Below are 14720 nucleotides of genomic sequence, written 5' to 3'. Positions count from 1 at the left end.
TGACGCGGTCGATATGGACCGCGCATGCGCCCAGCCCTCGCCCTGATGATCCTGCTCACTCTGTCGGGGGCAGCGCTCGGCCAGCAGCCGGATCCGCCGGGGGCCGCAGGCCCGGACCCGGCCGCCGCGCGGTCGCGCCCGGCCCGACCGAAGGTGCGGCGCCCGCAGGTCCCCAGCCAGCCGATCATGGTCTACGACGCGCGGATCGAGGCCGGTGACCTGCGCATCTCCGGCTCGGTGCGCAAGCCGGGCGCGATCGTGGTGATGGACGACGACATCTCGATTCAGGCCGATCGGCGCGGACGCTTCACCTTCCGGCTGCCCTACCGGCCATCGACCTGCGTGGTGACGCTGAAATCCGATCCGGACGAGCGGGAGGCCGCCATCGCGAACTGCGCCCCCGAGGGTCCTCCGGGACCGCCCGGCCCTCAGGGGGCCGCGGGGCCGCCCGGCGAGACCGGCCCCAAAGGTGATCAGGGTCCGAAGGGCGATCAAGGACCCAAGGGGGAGACGGGGCCTCAGGGCGAGACCGGCGCGAAGGGAGATGCCGGTCCTCAGGGTCCGGTCGGTCCGCAGGGCGCACCGGGTCCGAAGGGTGAGCCGGGAACCCCGGGCCTCCAGGGGCCCCCGGGTTCCAGAGGCCAAGCCGGACCGCAGGGGGGGCCGGGCCCGAAGGGCGAAGCCGCGGCCTCCACGCTGCGGCCGGTGCGCAAGCCCGACTGCGCGGGCGGCTGCACGATCACCTGCGAGGCCGGCGAGACGCTCGTCACCGCCCATTGCCTCAAGGCCGGCACGCCGGTCTACGACGGGGAGGGCGCCAGCTGCCCGGCCGAGGCTTCGGGGATCGTCGGCTTCTGCACGCGGCCCTGAGACGAGGCCTCAGCCGCCGGTGTCGCGCAGCCAGTCGCACATCCCGGCGGCGGCCGCGCGGCCGCCCGCGAAGGCGCCCTGGAGCAGGTAGCCGCCAGTCGGGGCCTCCCAGTCGAGCATCTCGCCGGCCAGGAACAGGCCGGGATGGTCGCGCAGCATGGACCGCCCGTCGAGGGCGTCGAGCCGGACCCCGCCCGCCGTCGAGATCGCCCGCTCGATCGGCGCGGACGCGGTGAGGGTGAGCGGCGCGGCCTTGATCAGCCCGGCGAGCGCCCCGGGATCCGCCGGAAGGGCGGCGCCGGCCGCCTCGCGCAGCAGCCCCGCCGCCACGGGGGCGAGACCCGCGGCCTTGCGCAGCCGGGTCGCGGCCGAGTCCCCCGGCCGAGCGCCGGACAAGCGGCGGGCGAGGGCCTCCCGGGTCAGGTCCGGGCGGAGATCCACGACGAGCCGCGCGCTGCCCCCGGCCGCGATCGCCTCGCGCAGGGGGCGCGAGAGCGCGTAGATGGCCCCGCCCTCGAGGCCGGCTTCCGTGACTACGGCCTCGCCCCGCACCGTGGCGCCGTCGCAGGCGAGCGCGACCCGCTTCAGCGGCGCGCCGGAAAAGCGCTCCCGGAACAGGTCGGACCACGCCACCGCGAACCCGGCATTGGCCGGGCGCAGGGGCGCCACCGCCACGCCGAGCCCTTCGAGGAGCGGCACCCAGCGTCCATCCGAGCCGAGCCGTGGCCAGCTCGCCCCGCCGAGTGCCAGGAGGGTCGCCCGCGACCGGATCGCGACGGGACCATCCGGCGTCTCGAATTGCAGCGCCTCGACGAGCCCCGTGAGCCGGTGGCGGGTACGGATCCGGACGCCGAGGCGGTCAAGACGCGCCAGCCACGCCCGCAGCAGGGGCGAGGCCTTGAAGCTCTGCGGGAAGACGCGCCCGCTCGACCCGACGAAGGTCGGCTCGCCGAGTTCCGCGCACCAAACCCGCAAGGCCTCGGGAGGAAAGGCCGCGACGGCGGCGTCCAGGGCGCCCGCCGGATGATAGCGCGCGAGGAAATCGGTCCGCGGCTCGCTGTGGGTGAGGTTGAGCCCACCCCGGCCGGCGATCAGCAGCTTGCGGGCCACGGAGGGCATGCGCTCGTAGACCGTGACCGCGCGGCCGGCCTGCGCCAGCACCTCGGCAGCCGCCAGACCGGCGGGACCGCCGCCCACGATGGCGATGTCTGTCGTGTAATCCGGCATCCGACCGGAGAGCGGCAGGCCGTGGGTCCCTGTCAAGGCGGATGGTCCGAAACGGCAGGCCCGCGCGTCACGATGTCGGGCCGCGCGACCTGCCCCGGACGAACCGCCTCCTGTGTCCGGTTCGTCCCGGCCGGAAGGAGCCGTGCGCTGCGCGCTCGGCAGGTTCCTCAACGACGCGATGGGAACTCAGGCGACCTGCAGATACGTTCTTCTCCGCTTTCCAGCTTGCGTAGATCGGTTATTCCCTCGATCGAGGGCCATCGACGCATCCCTTCTCGCTTGCCGCCCAGCATCGCCCTCCGCCGCGGATGGCGGGCCGGGTCTGCGGCCCGGACTGAGGTAGACACACGTGGGCAGCCCCATCGCCGTCCCCGTGATCCCCGCGCAGCCGGCTGCCCTCGCCCCGCAGGACCGCCTCAGCCACAGCGAGATCCGCGCGATCGTGTTCGGGCTGATGACCGCGATGCTGCTCGCGGCCCTCGACCAGACGATCGTGGCGACCGCGATGCCGACCATCGGGCTCGATCTCGGCGATGCCGCGAACCTCCCCTGGATCGTCACCGCCTACCTGCTGGCCTCCACGGCGGTGACCCCACTCTACGGCAAGCTCAGCGACATCCACGGCCGGCGGATCATGCTGCTGATCGCCATCACGACCTTCGTGCTCGGGTCCGTCGCCTGCGCGCTCGCCCCCACGATGGTGACGCTGGCGCTCGCCCGAGGCCTCCAGGGCGTCGGCGGCGGCGGGCTGATCGCGCTGTCGCAGACGATCCTCGCCGACATCATGTCGCCTAAGGAGCGGGCGCGCTACCAAGTGGTGATCGCGGGGGTGTTCGTGACGGCCTCGGTGGCGGGACCGCTGCTCGGGGGCTTCTTCGCCCAGCACCTGCACTGGTCGCTGATCTTCTGGATCAATCTGCCGATCGGCGTCCTCGCCTTCGCGCTGACCAACGCCAACCTGAAGCGCCTGCCGCGTCACGACCGCCAGCACCGGCTCGACTGGCCCGGGGCCGCCCTGATGGTCGCGGGCTCGATCGCCCTGCTGCTGGCCCTGAGCTGGGGCGGCGTGCGCTATCCCTGGACCTCCGCGCCTGTCCTCGGTCTCCTGGTCCTGGCGGCATTTCTGGGCGCCGGCTTCGCGGCGCGGCTCGCCACGGCGGCCGAGCCGCTGATCCCCACGGAGGTGCTCAGGAATCAAGTGGTCTACAGCGCGACGCTCGCCGCCTGCTTCGCCATGGGCACGTTCATCGGGCTCACGATCTACGTGCCGATCTTCCTCGAAGGGGTGATCGGATTGTCGGCGAGCGAGTCCGGCGTGGCGCTCGTGCCGCTGATGGTCGGCACCGTCACGGGCGCCACCCTGTCGGGCCGGTCGATGATCTATTTCCGGCACTACAAGCGCGTGCCGCTGGCAATGATGAGCATCAGCCTCGCCTGCTGCACGGTCATCGCGTGGCAGGGACGGGCGCTGCCCTTCTGGCTGATGGAGCTGCTGTTCGCGCTGCTCTCCATGGGGATCGGGACGATCCTGCCGCTCTCCACCATCGCGATCCAGAACGCGGTGGCGCGGCACCAGCTTGGGATCGCCACCGCCTCCATGAACTTCTTCCGGTCCCTCGGCGGGGCGCTGATCGTGGCGGCCTTCGGCACGATCGTGCTCGGCGGCGCCGCGGATGGCGCAGGCGGGCACGACGTGGAGAGCCTGATCCGCGGCGCCGACCCGGCGCAGCTCGCCCTGACCTTCCGGTTCGTGTTCCTGGCCGCCTGCCTGGGACTCCTGCTGGCCTTCACGTTCCTGGCGCTCATGGAAGAGCGCCCCCTCGGCGAGCGCAGCTCGCCGAGGATGGACGGTAGGGGGCCGGACAAGCCGGCCTGAGGGGTCACACCGGGCCTGCTCCGTCGCCGTGCTGGCCGCAGCCGCAGCCCGCCGCATGCGCGCCGCCGGGCCAGCGGGAGGCGCGGATCACGCTGCAGAAATTCCCCTTGCGGAAGCCCGGCTCCTTGTCGGCGATGACATCGGCCTTCACGTTGCCGAAGGTGGTGTCCGGCTTGTGCCGGATGCCGTCGTAGAAGGCCTGGATGATGTCCTCCTTGAAATCCGCCGTGCGGGGAAAGGCGGAGACGACCGCCTCCCGCTCGGCATCGGAATATCGGCTGTAGGTCAGCCCCAGCACATCCATCTCGACGCCGGCCGTGACCAGGGCGACCACCGGATGCATGTGAACCGGAATGCCGGGCGTGGTGTGGAGCGCGATGGCCGTCCAGACGGTGTAGACCTCCGCCTCGGGCACGCCGTGCGCCTTCAGGAAGTCGCGCGCGGCGTTGGCCCCATCGACCTCGAAGCGTTCCTCGGCGCTGCTGTGCTCGGGCATCAGACCGAGATCGTGGAACATGGCGCCCGCGTAGAGCAGCTCGCGGTCGAAGGTCAGGCCGCGATGCGCGCCGGCGAGCGCGCCGAACTGATAGACGCGGCTCGAATGGTTGAAGAGCAGCTCGGTCTCGCTGTCGCGGACGAATTCGGTGATCGCCCGAGCGAGGGTGCTGTCGGGGATGGCGGCCTCGGAACGGATGCTCATGGAGGGATTCCTTTGCGCTGGCGGTCCCCATGAGCTACGTGGCCACCCTCGTGGCATCAATCGCCGTATCACGACGATTTCTGCCAAACTGCCTGCATCCCCGGCCATGGAGTCCGCATGGCGCCCCGATCGATCGCCCTCCTCGCCCTGCCCGACGTCCAGCTCCTCGACGTGGCCGGTCCGCTCGACGTTTTCGCCGAGGCGAATGCGCAGAGCGGCCGCGACGCCTACGGCCTGTCGCTCATCGGTACGGAGCCGGGCCCGATCACGACCTCGTCGGGCCGGCGCCTGATCGCCGACCTCGTGGCCCCCGCCGAGGCCGGCGCAGCCTTCGACACGCTCCTCGTCGCCGGAGCGCCCCGGATCCACGAGGCCGCAATCGCGGCCGATCTCCTCGCCTGGCTCGCCGATGCGGCGGCACGGAGCCGGCGCTACGGCTCGGTCTGCAGCGGCGCCTTCCTGCTCGGGCAGGCCGGTCTCCTCGACGGCCGGCGGGTGACGACACACTGGGCCGTGGCGGAGATGCTGGCCGCGCGCTACCCCGGCGCGCGGATCGAGCCCGACGCGATCTGCCTGTTCGACGGGCCACTCCGGACCGCGGCCGGCGTCACGGCGGGGCTCGACCTCGCCCTGGCGCTCGTGGAGGAGGATCTGGGTGTCGAGATCGCCCGCCGGGTGGCGGCTCAGCTCGTCATGTTCTTCAAGCGCGGCGGCGGCCAGATGCAGTTCAGCCGCCGCGGCGTCAGCGCGCCCAGCGGCCGCTCCGCCCTTCAGGAGGTACAGCGCTGGGTCGCCGCCCACCCGGCGGAGGACCACGGCGTCGAGCGGCTCGCCGCCAGGACCGGGATGAGCCCGCGCCATTTCGCGCGCGTGTTCCGCACCGAGACGGGCCTGACCCCGGCCGCCTATGTCGAGACCGTGCGGATCGAGGCGGTGCGCCGCCTCCTCGAGACCCGGGACATCGCCCTGAAGCAGGTCGCGGGCGCCTGCGGGTTCCGGGATGCCGACACGCTCCGGCGCGCCTTCACCCGGCGGGTCGGCACGAGTCCGGCCGAGTACCGGCGGCGGCACGCACGCGGCTGACGCGCGCCGCGTTCCCGGCCCTCCGGACGCGATCGCCACCTGCGACCCAAAGGGCCGAGCTTCGGCCGTCCGGGGGTCTGCCCTTGATTCGCCCGGTTCGCCCGCTTAACTCGCCCCTATCGGCTGCGGGCCCCTCTGGCGGGCGCTGTTTCAGCGCCCGTGATGTCGGAGCCGATGCTTTCCGTCCGGAATCAGCATCAGGTCCCGCAAATGATGGATGTTCTCACCATCGAATGGCTCGGCAAGCCATTGTGGATGTGGCTCGGGTTCCACGTCCTGATCGCGTGCCTGCTCGCCTTCGACCTCGGGCTGCTGCATCGGGACAAGGAGCACGAGATCGGCGTCCGGGAGAGCCTGGCGCTCACCGGCTTCTATCTCACCCTCGGATTGGCCTTCGGCGGCTGGGTCTGGTGGTATCTCGGGCCCCAGGCCGGCGAGGAATACGTCACCGGCCTCGTGGTCGAGAAGTCGCTGTCGATGGACAACGTCTTCGTCATCGCCATGATCCTGACGGCCCTGGGCATCCCCCGGGCGGCCCAGCACCGGGTCCTGCTCTGGGGCATCCTGGCGGCGGTGGTGCTGCGCGGCCTGATGATCGGGCTCGGCGCCGCCCTGGTGCATCAGGTTCACTGGGTGCTGTCGCTGTTTGCCGCCTTCCTGATCTACGCGGGCCTGAAGATCCTGCTCTCCGGCGACGAGGAGGAGGGCGACTTCCAGAACAGCGCCGTCGTGCGCTGGTTCAAGACGACCTTCCGGGTCACGCCCGACCTGCACGGCCAGCGCTTCACCGTGCGCAAGACCGATTCGAAGACCGGCAAAGTCGCCCGATACTTCACCCCGCTGGCCCTGGCCCTGGTTCTGGTGAACGGCGCCGACGTGATCTTCGCGGTCGACAGCGTGCCGGCGATCTTCGCGATCACCACCGACACGTTCGTGGTCTACACCTCCAACATCTTCGCGATCCTGGGCCTGCGCGCCCTCTATTTCGCCCTTGCCGCGATGGTGGACCGGTTCGCCTATCTCAAGACCGCGCTCGCCTTCATCCTGATGTTCATCGGCGCCAAGATCGTGGTCGCCGACACGTTCGAGCTCGTGACCGTGCCGCCCTGGGTCTCGCTGGTCGTGACCCTGACGCTGCTGGCCGCGGGCGTCGCCTACAGCCTGTGGCGCACGCGGGCCGACGCGCCCGCCCAGGTCGCCCCGGAGCCCGGGCATCCGCACGAGGCCCGGGCCCACCGGGCCTGACGATCAGGCCGCCGGCAGGGCCGCGATCAGGTCGCGCAGGGTGGTGATGGTCGAGGCATCGGCCACGCCGTCCACCCGCGCCTGCCGGAAATGGCGCTGGAACGCGGTGACAACCGCGTGCGTGCGGGCGTCGAACAACCCGGTGACCGGCAGGTCGTACCCGTAGAGGGCGAACATCGCCTGCAGGGCCTCCACGGGCTGGCCGGCATCGCCCTGCGCGAAGAAGCGGCCGTCCCGGATGGCGGCGGGCGGCACGAGATGGCCGATCCCCGCCGCGGCGAGGCGGTCCCACGGAAAGGTCTCGCCCGGATCCTCCTTGCGCTCCGGAGCGATGTCGGAATGGGCGAGCACCCGCTCCGGCGGGATCGGCCAGCGGGACAGGACGTCCCGCGCCAGCGCGATCACCGCGGCGATCTGCGCGTCCGGGTAGGGCGGCAGCCCACCGGCATGGCCCGGATGGACGATCTCGATCCCGATCGCCCGAGAGTTGATGTCGGTCTCGCCTTTCCAAGATCCCGCGCCCGCATGCCAGGCCCGCCGGACCTCCGGCACCATCTGGACGATGCCGCCATCCTCGAACACGAGGTAGTGGGCCGAGACCTCGCTCAGCGGGTCGCGCAGGCGCGCCAGGGCGGCGGCCCCGCTCTCCATGCCCGTGTAGTGCAGGACCAGCATGTCGGGCCGGCCGGTCCGGCGCTCGCCGTGGTTCGGCGAGGGCGCGACGCGGCGGGCGAGGGGGCTGTCCGGGACGAGACTCACCGCAGCCCCCGCTCCTGCGCGATCCGGTCGTAGGCCGCGTTGATCGCGGCCAGACGGCGCGTGGCGATCGCCACCGCCTCGGCGGGCAGGCCACGGGCCAGCGCCCGGTCAGGGTGGTGCTCGGCGACGAGCGCCCGGTGGCGCGTCTTCAGGGTTGCGTCGTCGATCTCGCGGTCGAGTCCGAGCACGATGTAGGGATCGTCCGGCAGGCGCACATGCCGGGCGGCGATGCGCTGGAACGCGGTCTCGTCGAAGCCGAAGATGCCGGAGACGGCGCGCAGGTAGCGTTCCTCCGCCTCGTGGAGCGCCCCGTCGGCGCCCGCGATCTGGAACAGGCCGTCGAGCACGTCCTCGAGCAGGGCCGGCTCGTCGCCGAACGTCGCGGCGAGCTGACGGGCGTAGGCCTCGAAGCCGTTGGTGGTCTTCTTGGCGAGGTCGAACAGGCGCTCGACGCCGGCGCGCGCGGCCGGATCGACCTGCACGACGCGGCCGAACGCCTCGACCTCGGACGGGAGCACGACGCCGTCGGACTTGGCCATCTTGGCCGCCAGCGCCACGAGGCCCGTGGTGAACACCACGTCCCGGGGCGTCCGGCCGAAAGGCGCGCCGACGCGGTCGAGCAGGAAATGCCCGGCGACGCCGCCGACCAGCGCCCCGAGCGGACCGCCGATGGCCAGACCGAGACCGGCCCCGCCGATCTTGCCCCAGACGCCCTGAGCCCGATCGCCCTGGTTCATAGGCGGCGCGACCCCGGTGCGACGGGTAGAAGTGGTGCAATCATTGGCGGCGGCGTGCGTCCGTCACCGGGGACGCGCCCGGCCGAGCGCCGGGATAGCCGCTCCTCACGCGGCGCGGAAGGGCCGGGACGCGCCCGGCCCCCGACGCAGCCGGCTCAGCGGCAGTAGATGTTGCCGTAGGCGTCGCGGTAGGTGCCGTAGGGGCAGCGCGGCGCGGTCGAGGCGCCCACGATGGCGCCGCCGGCGCCGCCGATCGCCGCGCCCGCGAGGGCGCCGCCGGCCCGCCCCGTGGCGGCCGCGCCGATCGCCGCACCGGTGAGCGCGCCGAGGCCGGCGCCGCCGAGCGCCCGGTCCTCCGGCGTGTTGCAGGCGCCCAGCGAGAGGGCGGCGATGGTGGCGAGGGCCGCGGCAGTCAGCTTCTTCATGGTCCCCAGAACTCCCTTGTGCATCTGATCCGGCCGGTGGCCGTGACCGCGGCGGATCGCGCCGAGCTTAGCAGGAAGGGAATGTCGACTATATGGCTAAGGTTCCACCCGGGTCGTCCGGAGTTGCGCCGGGCTCGCGTCTCGCCCTATGCCTCAGGCCTGAGGCGGCGCCCGGACGGGGCCGCAGCGCCAGATCCGGCCTCCATCCGAGGGTCCCATGCCGACAGCCACCACGATCGTCCGCCGCGCCGCGGTGCGCGCCGACCGCATCGCCGACACGGTGAGCCTCGACCACGCCGCGCGGGAGGCCGTCGCGGGGTCGCTCGTCGCCGAGGGCGGCCTCGACTTCGCGGTGGCGCTCACCAAGGCCGCGCCCCTCGAGGATGGCGACGCCCTGCGCCTCGACGACGGGCGGCTGGTCGCGGTGCGCGCCGCCACGGAGGATCTCCTCGAGGTGCGCGCCGAAAACCCCGCCCGGCTGATGCGCCTGGCCTGGCAGCTCGGCGGCAGCCACGTGCCCGCCGAGATCGCCGCCGACGTGCTCTACGTCCCGGCAACGCCTGCGACGGCCGAGCTGGTGCGCGGCCAGGGCTGCCACGCGAGCCCAGTCTCCCGCGCCTTCCGTCCCGAACGCGCGGCCCACGATCACAGCACCTGCGGCCACGATCACAGTCATGACCATCACAGTCATGACCATCACAGTCATGACCATCACGGGCATGACCTTCACGGGCACGATCACCACCATGCGGGTGATCTTGGACACGACCACGCCCACGATCATGGTCATGCGCACGTGCACGGTCCCGGCTGCAGCCACGACCACTAGAGAACGCTTGACCGGAGCCTGGACGCTCCGGCTTGAGGCGGCATGAAGCAGGCTCCGGAGCGGCGCCCGATCGAAGTCCGATCGGGCGCCGTTCTTCTTTCCAGTCCGTGCCGAACAGCGCACGGCAGCTCCCCGCCGCATGCGACATTCAACACAATATTACATGTCACTCAATCCGCCTATTACAGTACATTTCCTCAGATAAACATCGTCACGCGTGGTTTAAAAGTCCGACAAACGCAAATCTTATCCAAATATGCTACCAATATACTTGATTTTTTCTGTTGCAACACGGACACAGACGGATCATTTGGATTGAGATACGTCGGCATCGGCATCGAATTCTCGGAACCGACCGACATGAAGAACATCCTCACATCCGCAGTTATCCTCGCCACCCTGACGGCGGCTGCCTCGGCGGCAGATCTGCCCCGCCGCGCGCTTCCGCCGGCCCCGGTCCCGCTGCCGGTCTTCACCTGGACCGGCGCTTACTTCGGCATCAACGCCGGTTACATCACGTCAACCAGGGATGTCGCCGATACCGCGGGCGTGATCCGGACGAGCACCGGTACCCCGCTTGGCACCTATTCAACCTCGGCGCCGTTGCAGCGGGACGGTTTCACGGGCGGCGGCCAGGTCGGCTACAATCACCAGTTCACGCCGGGATCCGGTTTCGTCGTCGGCGTCGAGGCCGATGCGGCCTATACCGATCTGCGCGGTCGTAACAGCTACAAGAGCAATCTCGCCGGAACCAACAGCTTCCGCCAGTCGGGCGACTACCTCGGGACCGTGCGCGGCCGCGTCGGCTATGCCTTCGACCGTACCCTGGTCTACGCGACGGGCGGTTTCGCCTATGCGGGCCAGACCTACCGCGCCAGCCTCTTCCAGACGGACATCCAGCCGAACTACTACGGGAGCCGCGCGCGTACCGAGACCGGCTACGCGGTCGGTGGCGGCGTCGAGTATGCCCTGCCGACCGATTCCTTCCTGAACTTCTTCCGCTCCAGCGCGGTGACGGTGAAGGGTGAGGCGCTCTACTACGACCTCGGCACCCGCACGATCCCGGTCCTCCCGACCTACCGGAACGTCAACGCCTTCGCGACGCGCTTCCAGAACGAAGGTGTGCTCGGCCGAGTGGGTGTGAATTACAAGTTCGGCAGCTACTGAGCGGCCCGGCCCTGGCCTTCGGCTGAGCCTCCCCAGCCCGATCAGACTGGTCGCCCCGTCGAAGGCCGCCCCAGGACTCAACTCCTGGGGCGCTTCGCGTTCATGGATCGGGCGTGTCGCGTCCGAGCGATCAGAGGCGCTTCGGCACGGGCCGCCGGCAATAGGCCCGGGCGTCCGCGGACGAGAGACCGTTCTGCGCGGCGGCGCATTGGTCGAGCGTCAGCCCGATGCTGGCTGCATAGGGCTCGTTGGGGGACAAGGCCTCGCGGGCGAGGTTTGCGAGGTAGAGCAGGAACGCCGCCGCTGCGAAGACCAGGGCGACCACCACGGCACGGTTCAGCATCGCGTCCAGCCCCCGGTGGCACCGGCCGATCTGCTCCGACCGCTCACGGTATCCCCCCGAGCAGGAGCGCGAGTGCGAGCATCGCGAGACCGATCCCGATCAGCGCCGCAGCGGTTCGGTCGAACCCGGGCCGGCGCATCGCAGGGCCCCCGACCCGGATCAGGCATCACGAACCGAAGCGGCATGTCGCGTCCGGCTCACTGCAGCAGCCCCCACAAACCCGTGGCCAGGCCGAAGGTGAGGGAGAGCATCGCCGCGCCGAGCAGCGCGCGATCAATGACGCGGGCGGTTCGGTCCTCAGGTCGAATGTCGATCATCCGGGCGCCTCCTCTCCGCCAAGATTGACGAACCCCTGTTGCTGACCTGTGTCGACGCAGCGCCCGCCGCTGTAGTCCCGCATTCCAACCCGGATGAGCGTCTCTGATCCCCGGGACTCGATCGAACCGAACGCGTGGACGCGGACCTGGAACACCCCGGACGCGGGGCGGTTGGACCGGCACCCCACCCGGAGACCACGCGTGACCACTGATCCGCTCAGCAAGTATCCCCGTCCGCCCTTCGAGGCGCAGCCCCAGAGCTTTCCGGGCAAGACCGGCCGCATGGCGCCCGAGCCCGACCACGGCGAGGCGAGCTACACGGGCTCGGGCAAGCTCACCGGCAAGGCCGCGCTGATCACTGGCGGCGACAGCGGCATCGGCCGCGCCGTCGCCATCGCGTTCGCCCGGGAAGGAGCCGATGTCGCCATCTCCTACCTGCCGGAGGAGCAGGCGGACGCCGAGGCGGTGGCCGGCTGGATCGAGAAGGCGGGCCGGCGCGCGCTGCTCCTGCCGGGCGACCTCAAGGACGCCGCCTACGGGCGCCAGATCGTCGCCCGCACGGTGGAGACGTTCGGGCGCCTCGACGTTCTGGTCAACAACGGCGCGTTCCAGCAGCCGAACGAGGACCTCGCCGCCATCGAGGATTCCATCTTCGAGGACCATTTCCGCACCAACGTGTTCGGGCCGTTCTACGTGACCAAGGCGGCGCTGGCGCATCTCAAGCCCGGCGCTTCGGTGATCTTCACCTCGTCGGTGAACTCCAAGCACCCGATGCCGTCGCTCATGGCCTACAGCGCCACCAAGGGTGCGCTGAGCAACATGGTGCTGAGCCTCGCCCAACTGCTCGCCGAGAAGGGCGTGCGCGTGAACGGCGTGTTGCCGGGTCCGATCTGGACGCCGTTCATCCCGTCCGGGATGAGCCAGGATTCGGTGAAGACGTTCGGCAGCCAGGTTCCGTTCGGGCGCCCCGGCCAGCCGGCCGAGCTCGCCTCAGCCTACGTGATGCTGGCTTCCGAGGAGAGCAGCTACACGTCCGGCGCCCTCGTCACCGTCGCGGGTGCGATGCCGGTCTTCTGAGCGGCACCGGCCGCGCCGGGCACAAGTCCGAGCCTTGAAACGGCGGGTTGCCCCCTCAAGCCGCGCGCATATCGGCGAGGAAGCGCACCACTTCGGCCCGCAGCGCCTCCGCGCTGCGGCTCACACCGCCGGCCGCCTCGCCCACGTCATGCGCCAGCCGGCACGCCTCGTCGGCGGCGGCGGAGGCCGACACCACCGTGTTGCTCACCGCGTCCGTGCCCTGGGACGCCTCCTCGATGTTGCGCGAGATATCGCCCGTGGCGGCGCGCTGCTGCTCGACCGCCGCCGCGATCACGCTGGCGATCGCGTTCATCGTATCCACCGTCCGGCCGATCGACTGGACCGCGCCCACGGCCACGGAGGCCTCGTGCTGGATGGCGCCGATCTGCGCGGTGATCTCCTCGGTCGCCTTCGCGGTCTGCCCGGCCAAGCCTTTCACCTCGGCCGCCACCACGGCGAAGCCGCGCCCGGCCTCGCCGGCCCGCGCCGCCTCGATCGTGGCGTTGAGGGCCAGCAGGTTCGTCTGCGCGGCAATCGCCGAGATGATCCGCACCACTTCGCCGATCCTCTCCGCCGCGCCCGCGAGCCCGCGGATCTGATGGTCGGTGAGCCCGGCCTCGCTCACCGCCTGGCCGGCGATCTCCGCCGATTTCAGGGCTTGGCCGCCGATCTCCGCGATCGAGGCGGTCAGCTCCTCGGTGGCCGCCGCCACGGTCTGCACGTTGGCCGAGGCCTGCCGGACCGCGAGCGCTGCCGAGCCGGCCTGCTTGGCGGTCTCGACGGCGGTCTCCGACATGGCGCGGCAGGCCTCCCGCATCCCGGACGCCGCGCTGTCGACCTGCTGCAGCAGCGCGCTCGCGCTCCGGTCGAAGCTGCGCGTGAGATCCTCCATCCAGCGGGCGCGCTCCTCCCGCTTGGCCTGCTCGGCCAGCCGTTCGGCGGTCAGCGCGCGCTCCTTCAGCATGCTGTCGCGGAACACCTCGGCCGCCTCGGCCATGCGGCCGATCTCGTCATTCCGACCCGCACCCGGGATCGCCAGGGTCAGTTCGCCGCCGGCCAGCCGGCGCAGGGCGCCCGTGAAGGCCGCCAGAGGCTTGGTGACGCTGCGGACCAGCAGGATGCTGCCCGCGACGATCGCCAGACAGAGCGGGCCCAGCCACAGCAAGGACCGCAGCATCCGCGCCCGGCCGGCCGCCTCGATGTCGTCCACATAGAGGGCCGAGGATAAGACCCACTGCCAGGGTTCATAGGCCAGCGAGTACGCGACTTTCGGTGCCGGCTCGGTCTCGCCGAGCCGCGGCCAGCGATACGCGGTGAAACCGCCGCCTGCCCGACCCTGCTCGATCATCCATCCGACGAAGGTCTTCATCATGGCCGCGTCGTCGCGGCTCTTGGTGCCCTCGATCTTTGGATCCGGGTGGACGACATTACGGCCCAGATCGCCCGGCGTCGTGCCGTAGACGAAGACGTAATCGCCACCATTGTAGCGGATCGCGCGCAGGACCTCGGCGGCTTTCCGCTTCGCCGCATCCTGGGAGATCGTCCCGGCCTCCGCCTGCTTACCGAAAGCGAGGACGATGCTGTGCGCGGCCTCGACCTGATGGCGGATTGCAGCCTTGCGCCCGTCCATCATCAGATCAAGACTCGAAAATATTTCGAAGCCCAGGATGACCGCAGATGCCAGTACAATGCTCGCCGTGAGAACATAGATCTTTGCTCTGATGGTCGAGCTCGAACGCTTCGTCGCATTAATCGAGCGAATGAGACCGCGCCTGTTCTTTGAAAAAAATTTGCTCATCACCCCTGCCTCCCCAGAAATGGATGATGAACCTCCTTAATCTCTCAGGAACAATTTCACAATCGATGGCGTCAACAATAACTTCTAGTTTTTATCATTATTTACAAAGCAACACTCTGATTTATATACATGGTCATTGAAATTATCTTGCAATTCTCCGAATAAAATTTGTCTTTCTGCATGCCGACAACAACGGAGCAGCAATTCCCGAACGTCAAGATCAATGACACCGGGCGGCCCGGCAGGTCCGCACGCGCCGCTCAAGAG

Annotated in this window: 14 protein-coding genes; 7 read left to right on the top strand and 7 right to left on the bottom strand. The window is 70.2% G+C overall.

Features of this window, described 5'->3' with window-relative positions; genetic code table 11:
* The first annotated feature begins 24 nt into the window (after positions 1 to 24).
* A complete protein-coding gene (locus AC3WSN_RS09650; protein ID WP_492537579.1) occupies positions 25 to 870 on the top strand; it encodes a collagen-like protein in 846 nt (281 codons plus the stop codon).
* Positions 871 to 879: 9 nt separating this feature from the next.
* Here the strand turns inward: AC3WSN_RS09650 and AC3WSN_RS09645 are convergent, their stop codons facing one another.
* Positions 880 to 2097: a TIGR03862 family flavoprotein gene (locus AC3WSN_RS09645; protein ID WP_492543058.1), complete on the bottom strand. Its 1218-nt coding sequence runs from the start codon at positions 2095 to 2097 to the stop codon at positions 880 to 882.
* A 349-nt stretch (positions 2098 to 2446) separates the two neighbouring features.
* Here AC3WSN_RS09645 and AC3WSN_RS09640 point away from each other — a divergent pair, with 349 nt between their 5' ends.
* The gene (locus AC3WSN_RS09640; RefSeq protein ID WP_492537577.1) at positions 2447 to 3973 is read left to right on the top strand and encodes an MDR family MFS transporter; all 1527 of its coding nucleotides are present in this window, start codon (positions 2447 to 2449) and stop codon (positions 3971 to 3973) included.
* Positions 3974 to 3977: 4 nt separating this feature from the next.
* Here the strand turns inward: AC3WSN_RS09640 and AC3WSN_RS09635 are convergent, their stop codons facing one another.
* Complete coding sequence (locus tag AC3WSN_RS09635; protein ID WP_492537575.1) at positions 3978 to 4673, bottom strand: HD domain-containing protein; 696 nt, start codon at positions 4671 to 4673, stop codon at positions 3978 to 3980.
* Positions 4674 to 4790: 117 nt separating this feature from the next.
* On the opposite strand from AC3WSN_RS09635, the gene AC3WSN_RS09630 reads away from it, so the two are divergent.
* Positions 4791 to 5756 carry a GlxA family transcriptional regulator gene (locus tag AC3WSN_RS09630; RefSeq protein ID WP_192708335.1) on the top strand — a complete coding sequence of 322 codons (966 nt, stop codon included), beginning with the start codon at positions 4791 to 4793 and terminating at the stop codon, positions 5754 to 5756.
* Between the two features lie 210 nt (positions 5757 to 5966).
* Positions 5967 to 7001 (top strand): TerC family protein, encoded by a 1035-nt coding sequence (locus AC3WSN_RS09625; protein WP_492537573.1) that lies wholly within the window; start codon positions 5967 to 5969, stop codon positions 6999 to 7001.
* Between the two features lie 3 nt (positions 7002 to 7004).
* On the opposite strand, the gene AC3WSN_RS09620 is transcribed toward AC3WSN_RS09625, so the two are convergent.
* The 3 genes from AC3WSN_RS09620 to AC3WSN_RS09610 form a co-directional block, all read right to left on the bottom strand.
* Positions 7005 to 7760 (bottom strand): N-acetylmuramoyl-L-alanine amidase, encoded by a 756-nt coding sequence (locus AC3WSN_RS09620; protein ID WP_192708337.1) that lies wholly within the window; start codon positions 7758 to 7760, stop codon positions 7005 to 7007.
* Positions 7757 to 8497 carry a TerB family tellurite resistance protein gene (locus AC3WSN_RS09615; RefSeq protein ID WP_492537571.1) on the bottom strand — a complete coding sequence of 247 codons (741 nt, stop codon included), beginning with the start codon at positions 8495 to 8497 and terminating at the stop codon, positions 7757 to 7759. Before AC3WSN_RS09615 ends, AC3WSN_RS09620 begins: the two co-directional genes overlap by 4 nt.
* Before the next feature lie 155 nt (positions 8498 to 8652).
* Entirely contained in the window at positions 8653 to 8922 is a 270-nt protein-coding gene (locus AC3WSN_RS09610) for a YMGG-like glycine zipper-containing protein (RefSeq protein ID WP_007560631.1), read from the bottom strand.
* 217 nt (positions 8923 to 9139) lie between these two features.
* Here AC3WSN_RS09610 and AC3WSN_RS09605 point away from each other — a divergent pair, with 217 nt between their 5' ends.
* Positions 9140 to 9751 carry an urease accessory protein UreE gene (locus AC3WSN_RS09605; RefSeq protein ID WP_492537568.1) on the top strand — a complete coding sequence of 204 codons (612 nt, stop codon included), beginning with the start codon at positions 9140 to 9142 and terminating at the stop codon, positions 9749 to 9751.
* A gap of 360 nt (positions 9752 to 10111) precedes the next feature.
* The gene (locus AC3WSN_RS09600) at positions 10112 to 10918 is read left to right on the top strand and encodes an outer membrane protein (protein WP_192708340.1); all 807 of its coding nucleotides are present in this window, start codon (positions 10112 to 10114) and stop codon (positions 10916 to 10918) included.
* Positions 10919 to 11048: 130 nt separating this feature from the next.
* On the opposite strand, the gene AC3WSN_RS09595 is transcribed toward AC3WSN_RS09600, so the two are convergent.
* Positions 11049 to 11261: a hypothetical protein gene (locus AC3WSN_RS09595; RefSeq protein WP_492537565.1), complete on the bottom strand. Its 213-nt coding sequence runs from the start codon at positions 11259 to 11261 to the stop codon at positions 11049 to 11051.
* A gap of 518 nt (positions 11262 to 11779) precedes the next feature.
* Here AC3WSN_RS09595 and AC3WSN_RS09590 point away from each other — a divergent pair.
* On the top strand, positions 11780 to 12655 hold the full coding sequence (locus tag AC3WSN_RS09590; protein WP_192708342.1) for an SDR family oxidoreductase: 876 nt from the start codon (positions 11780 to 11782) through the stop codon (positions 12653 to 12655).
* Between the two features lie 55 nt (positions 12656 to 12710).
* Here AC3WSN_RS09590 and AC3WSN_RS09585 read toward each other — a convergent pair whose 3' ends face one another.
* On the bottom strand, positions 12711 to 14288 hold the full coding sequence (locus AC3WSN_RS09585; protein WP_492537563.1) for a methyl-accepting chemotaxis protein: 1578 nt from the start codon (positions 14286 to 14288) through the stop codon (positions 12711 to 12713).
* Between the last annotated feature and the right edge of the window lie 432 nt (positions 14289 to 14720).

This window comes from Methylobacterium sp. FW102-HT35C08 (genome assembly GCF_058790235.1).
Note: the sequence above shows the minus strand (reverse complement) of the source record. Positions and strands in the feature narration are given on the sequence as shown.

Excerpts from the sequence above, each read along its gene's own strand:
- AC3WSN_RS09650 (WP_492537579.1), top strand. The coding sequence starts at position 25 with ATGCGCCCAGCCCTCGCCCTGATGATCCTGCTCACTCTGTCGGGGGCA.
- AC3WSN_RS09645 (WP_492543058.1), bottom strand. The coding sequence starts at position 2,097 with ATGCCGGATTACACGACAGACATCGCCATCGTGGGCGGCGGTCCCGCC.
- AC3WSN_RS09635 (WP_492537575.1), bottom strand. The coding sequence starts at position 4,673 with ATGAGCATCCGTTCCGAGGCCGCCATCCCCGACAGCACCCTCGCTCGG.
- AC3WSN_RS09630 (WP_192708335.1), top strand. The coding sequence starts at position 4,791 with ATGGCGCCCCGATCGATCGCCCTCCTCGCCCTGCCCGACGTCCAGCTC.
- AC3WSN_RS09625 (WP_492537573.1), top strand. The coding sequence starts at position 5,967 with ATGATGGATGTTCTCACCATCGAATGGCTCGGCAAGCCATTGTGGATG.
- AC3WSN_RS09615 (WP_492537571.1), bottom strand. The coding sequence starts at position 8,497 with ATGAACCAGGGCGATCGGGCTCAGGGCGTCTGGGGCAAGATCGGCGGG.
- AC3WSN_RS09610 (WP_007560631.1), bottom strand. The coding sequence starts at position 8,922 with ATGAAGAAGCTGACTGCCGCGGCCCTCGCCACCATCGCCGCCCTCTCG.
- AC3WSN_RS09605 (WP_492537568.1), top strand. The coding sequence starts at position 9,140 with ATGCCGACAGCCACCACGATCGTCCGCCGCGCCGCGGTGCGCGCCGAC.
- AC3WSN_RS09600 (WP_192708340.1), top strand. The coding sequence starts at position 10,112 with ATGAAGAACATCCTCACATCCGCAGTTATCCTCGCCACCCTGACGGCG.
- AC3WSN_RS09595 (WP_492537565.1), bottom strand. The coding sequence starts at position 11,261 with ATGCTGAACCGTGCCGTGGTGGTCGCCCTGGTCTTCGCAGCGGCGGCG.
- AC3WSN_RS09585 (WP_492537563.1), bottom strand. The coding sequence starts at position 14,288 with ATGATGGACGGGCGCAAGGCTGCAATCCGCCATCAGGTCGAGGCCGCG.